Annotated in this window: 4 protein-coding genes and 1 pseudogene; 1 reads left to right on the top strand and 4 read right to left on the bottom strand. The window is 64.3% G+C overall.

Features of this window, described 5'->3' with window-relative positions; translation table 11 throughout:
* Positions 1–773 (top strand): hybrid sensor histidine kinase/response regulator (locus EN964_RS25960; protein WP_127276905.1); only part of this gene is annotated, 773 nt, incomplete at its 5' end.
* Between the two features lie 175 nt (positions 774–948).
* Here the strand turns inward: EN964_RS25960 and EN964_RS25965 are convergent.
* The 4 genes and pseudogenes from EN964_RS25965 to EN964_RS25980 all read right to left on the bottom strand — a co-directional run.
* Positions 949–1,530 carry a CarD family transcriptional regulator gene (locus EN964_RS25965; protein WP_013529179.1) on the bottom strand — a complete coding sequence of 194 codons (582 nt, stop codon included), beginning with the start codon at positions 1,528–1,530 and terminating at the stop codon, positions 949–951.
* A gap of 367 nt (positions 1,531–1,897) precedes the next feature.
* Positions 1,898–2,236: a ferredoxin FdxA gene (fdxA, locus tag EN964_RS25970; RefSeq protein WP_127267257.1), complete on the bottom strand. Its 339-nt coding sequence runs from the start codon at positions 2,234–2,236 to the stop codon at positions 1,898–1,900.
* A 234-nt stretch (positions 2,237–2,470) separates the two neighbouring features.
* A complete protein-coding gene (locus tag EN964_RS25975; RefSeq protein WP_023814308.1) occupies positions 2,471–2,857 on the bottom strand; it encodes an RNA-binding S4 domain-containing protein in 387 nt (128 codons plus the stop codon).
* A gap of 16 nt (positions 2,858–2,873) precedes the next feature.
* A pseudogene (locus EN964_RS25980) lies at positions 2,874–4,445 on the bottom strand (helicase); the annotation flags it as partial.

Below are 4,445 nucleotides of genomic sequence, written 5' to 3' on the forward strand. Positions count from 1 at the left end.
AGCGCATTCTCAACAACCTGGTGTCGAATGCCTTTCGCTACACCAAGCAAGGTGGTGTCCTGTTGGGCTGTCGCCGGCGCGGCGCATGTGTGGAGATACAGGTCCTCGACAGCGGCCCCGGCATCCCCGCCGATCAGCAGGGGATGGTCTTCGAGGAGTTCGTGCAGTTGCAGAACCCGGCGCGGGACCGCACGCAAGGCCTGGGACTCGGGCTCGCCATCGTTCGCCGCACCGCCGACCTGTTGGGGCACCCGCTGAAATTGGCTTCGACGTCCGGACGCGGTTCCCTGTTTTCCATCACCGTCGCGAAGGCCGGCGCGGTGCAAGCTCGCTTAGAGGTCGACACGACATCGCCGGCCAGCAGTGCCGCCGGCATCATGGTGGTCGAGGATGAGGGCGACGTTCTCGATGCCATGGTGCGCTTGCTCAACCTGGAGGGACATCGTGTCTATCCCGGCCGCTCCGCCGCAGAGGCACGGAAGGCCCATGCGGCGGCGCTGGCTGCCGGCGATGCGCCGGTCGACCTGATCATCGCAGACTACCGTCTCGAGAATGACACCACCGGCACCGACGCGATCCGTGCGCTTCACGCCCATATCGGCCGCGTTGTCCCGACCATCATCATCACCGGCGATACCTCGCCTTCGCGCCTCAAGGAGATCAGCGCCAGCGGCAGCCGCATCCTGCACAAGCCGATCGCCGACGAGGAATTGCGCGAAACCATTGCTGCGGCCTGCTTTGCTGGCAAGGCGACAAGTGGGGACACACGTTAAACGAAAATGCGCGCTGGACGGCACCACGGTTCGGCGCGCCGGCAAGCCGCGATGCAGCACGCTGGTGCGCAGTACATCATCAACATCGAAGCTGCCGCCCAAAAGCAAAAGAGGCCCCGGTCAAACCGGAGCCTCCAATCGTTTCAGGCAGGATCTCTCGAAAAGGCGAGAAGGATCAGGCAGCTTCTTCCTGCTCGGCCTCTTCATTGTCGGCCTTGGCGCCACGCTTAGGGCCCTTGTTGAGGTTGACCTCGATCAAGCGCACGGCTTCGGTTTCCGACATGCGGTTGACGGCCGCGATCTCGCGGGCCATGCGGTCGAGCGCCGCCTCATAGAGCTGGCGCTCGGAATAGGACTGCTCCGGCTGGTTGTCGGCGCGGTAGAGGTCGCGCACGACTTCCGAGATCGAGATCAGGTCGCCCGAATTGATCTTCGCATCATATTCCTGGGCGCGGCGCGACCACATGGTGCGCTTGACGCGGGCGCGGCCCTGCACGACCTTCAGCGCGCGCTCGACATAATCCTCCTCCGACAGCTTGCGCATGCCGATGGAGGTCGCCTTGGCGACCGGCACCTTCAGGCGCATCTTGTCCTTCGAAAAGTCGATGACGAACAGTTCCAGCTTGTGTCCAGCAACTTCCTGCTCGTCGATCGAGACGATCTGGCCGACGCCGTGCGCCGGGTAGACGATGTACTCGCCGGTCTTGAAACCGTGACGCGCAGCGGTGGACTTCTTCTGCGGGGTGATCGTTGCCATTACGCCCTGAACTCCTTGTTGTGGCACCGGCGTCCTGCCGGTCCGAACTCGCGCGATCGGGGAAGCCGATCGTTAGCCGCACAACAGATGAACCCATCGGAAAGGCCGGACCGGCAAACCGCAACATCGCGACCGCCTGGCCCAGATCGCTCTGGTCCGAATGGGATTTTCACCTTTCAGTGATTTGGGGCGTCTGCGCCATAAATCGACGTTGTGTCACCGGCATGTTTCGCTGATGTAACACAAAAAGTCGGAAGAATCAAGGTTTTGCTGCATACGCGAAGGCCACAGGTCAGCGCCGGCTGTCAAGCCGGTTAATGTGACGTGCCTCTTACCCAGCGTAATACCGGCCTTTGCGGCCGTGTTGTCAATCGCCTTCGCCGGGCTCGGCCGAGAAGTATTTCTCAAACTTGCCGGCCTCGCCGTCGAAGGATTTGGCGTCTCCCGGCGGTTCCTTCTTGGCGGTGATGTTGGGCCATTTCTCGGCGTATTCGGTGTTGACCTGCAGCCATTTGTCGAGGCCGGGTTCGGTGTCCGGCTTGATTGCGTCGGCCGGGCATTCCGGCTCGCAAACGCCGCAGTCGATGCACTCGTCGGGGTGGATGACGAGCATGTTCTCGCCTTCGTAGAAACAGTCGACCGGACAGACTTCGATGCAGTCCATGTATTTGCATTTGATGCAATTGTCGGTCACGACATAGGTCATCGGTCGGCTCCGGGACGTCCCATTTTGTTGGGCTTTTTCCGTCAGGTAACGCCTTTGTCGACCGCTTGCAAGGGTAGCCATTGCGGACGGTGCCGGTGTTTCCGGAATGGAATTCCAGACTGCAGGCCCGGCGGAAGTCAGTCATGTCCCGCAGAGCGTCTGTTTGCCGGGCTCAGTTCTCGCCTCAGGCGTGCCGTTGTCCCAGAACCACTGCGTGTTTTTGGACGCCAGGCATCAATCTTCGCCGAGCAATCGGTCGGTCTGGCGACGTTCCTTCTTGGTCGGGCGGCCGCTGCCGGCCTCGCGCAGCCCCGGAATTGCATCGGGAGGGGCTTCGCCCTTCGGTGCGGGCGGTGGCGACATATCCTCGTAGAGCGTCCGGGCCTCCTCGGCCGGGCCGCGCCGTGCACCGGCGCCGAGCACCTTCCAGATGAAGATGCGACGCTCGAGCGTGATGGTCAGGACGTCGCCTGGCTTGACTTGGTCGGAGGCCTGCGCTGCTTTGTCGCGATTGATGCGGACCCGGCCGGCGACGACCAACTTCGCCGCCAGCGAGCGCGATTTCACGGCGCGGGAGAAGAACAGCCATTTGTCGATGCGCTGGCGGCCTTCGGCAACCATCGAAGCGAGCCGGGTTCTACTTCTTCAGCTGGTCGCGGAGAGCGGCGAGCTTGGCGAAGGGCGAATCCGGATCGAAACGCACCGGACGCTCCTCGCGCGGCTTCGGCTGGAAGGCCGGCTTGCCGCCTTGCGGACCACCTTTGCCATCAGGCCTGCCACCCTTCCAGTCGGGACGGCCTTCGCGGCGGTCGGGACGTTCGCCCTGCGGCCTGCCATCACGTCGCTGTTCGCCTTCGGCCTGCGGCTTGGGCTTGAATTTCGAGCGGTCGAAGCGCGGCTTGCCGGCTCCATCGCGCCGTCCTTCATGGGCCGGGCGTTCTCCGGGTGCAGCAGCGGCCGGTGCGCCGGCGGCATCCGCAGGCGCATCGCTTCGGCCGCGCGCTTGTCCGTTGCGCGGGCGATTGTTCCTGCGGTTGTCATCGCGGTTGCGCGGGCGCTGTTCGAAGCGGCCCTGACGCCACAACAGGATGGGTTTTGGTGCTTCGGCTTCCGGCGCGGGTTCGCCGACAGCTGCTTCAGTCACCGCCACAGGTTCGTCCGGCGCGGCGTCCGTTGCGGGCGCGGCATTTGCCGCCAGGTCGGCCGTTGCGGCTTCTTCTGCCGCTGCGGCTTCAGTCTCGGCAGCTTCAGCCTCTGCCTGCGGTTCAGCCGGTGCCGGTTCAGCAGCAGCCTCGGCAACAGGCGCTTCGTCTTGCACGGTTTCGACCGGAGCGTCCGCCTGTTCTTCCACGGCAGGCGAAGCAGGTTCCGCCGCGGCGTCGGAGGTGATTTCGGCGGGAATTTCGGCCGCGGGTTCCGAAACGGCCACTGCGTCCGATGCCGCCTCCGACTCTTCGACGGCTGCCTCTGCTGCGGCATCCGTTGCCGCGGCTTCGGCCGATTTGGCCTGCTCGGCTCGTTCAGCTTCTTCCGTCGCCAGTTTCGCCACCGCCGCTTCGCGGGCGGCGTTGTCCTGCGCTTCGAGCCGCGCCTTGACCTCGACGGCCGGCTTAGGCTCGGCACGATAGCCGAGACCCTTGAGAATTTCTTCCATGTCGTCCGCGGTGGCGCCGAGGATCGACATCATCGGCGGCGTCACCATGAAGGACTGGCCGTCATAGGCGCCGTCCGGGCGCTGGCCGAGGCCGGGCTTCCAGTTGGTCGCCGGACGGATCAGATCCGCCAACCGTTCCAGTATGTCGATGCGCACGGCGCGACGGCCGAGATTGCGGTAGCCGGCAAGCTTATAGAACGTCTTGTCGAAAGCAGGGTCGATCACCACCGAGGTGCGACCCGAGGCGAGCGCATGGACCACGTCGCCAAAACCCGGCTTGTCCTTGCCGTCGTTCTTCAGCGCCCACAACAGCGTCACCAGTCCGGCAGGCGCCGGCTTGATCAGCGCCGGCACGAAGACATGGTAGGCGCCGAAGCGCACGCCAAGCCGGCGAAGGGTGGCGCGGCCTTCCTGGTCGAGCGACTTCATCTCCTCGGCGATGTCGCGGCGGTTGATGAGGGCGAAATTCTCGACCAGCTGGAAGGCGGTGGCGCGGCCGATGCCGGAAATCTGGTTGGCGGTTTTCCAGTCGACCAGGGGCTTCAGCAGCGACTC

The sequence above is a fragment of the Mesorhizobium sp. M7A.F.Ca.CA.001.10.2.1 genome, assembly GCF_003998575.1.
Classification (GTDB): domain Bacteria; phylum Pseudomonadota; class Alphaproteobacteria; order Rhizobiales; family Rhizobiaceae; genus Mesorhizobium.

Bases quoted from the DNA above. Each gene is read 5' to 3' on its own strand.
- EN964_RS25965 (WP_013529179.1), bottom strand. From the start codon at position 1,530: ATGGCAACGATCACCCCGCAGAAGAAGTCCACCGCTGCGCGTCACGGT.
- fdxA (WP_127267257.1), bottom strand. From the start codon at position 2,236: ATGACCTATGTCGTGACCGACAATTGCATCAAATGCAAATACATGGAC.
- EN964_RS25975 (WP_023814308.1), bottom strand. From the start codon at position 2,857: ATGGTTGCCGAAGGCCGCCAGCGCATCGACAAATGGCTGTTCTTCTCC.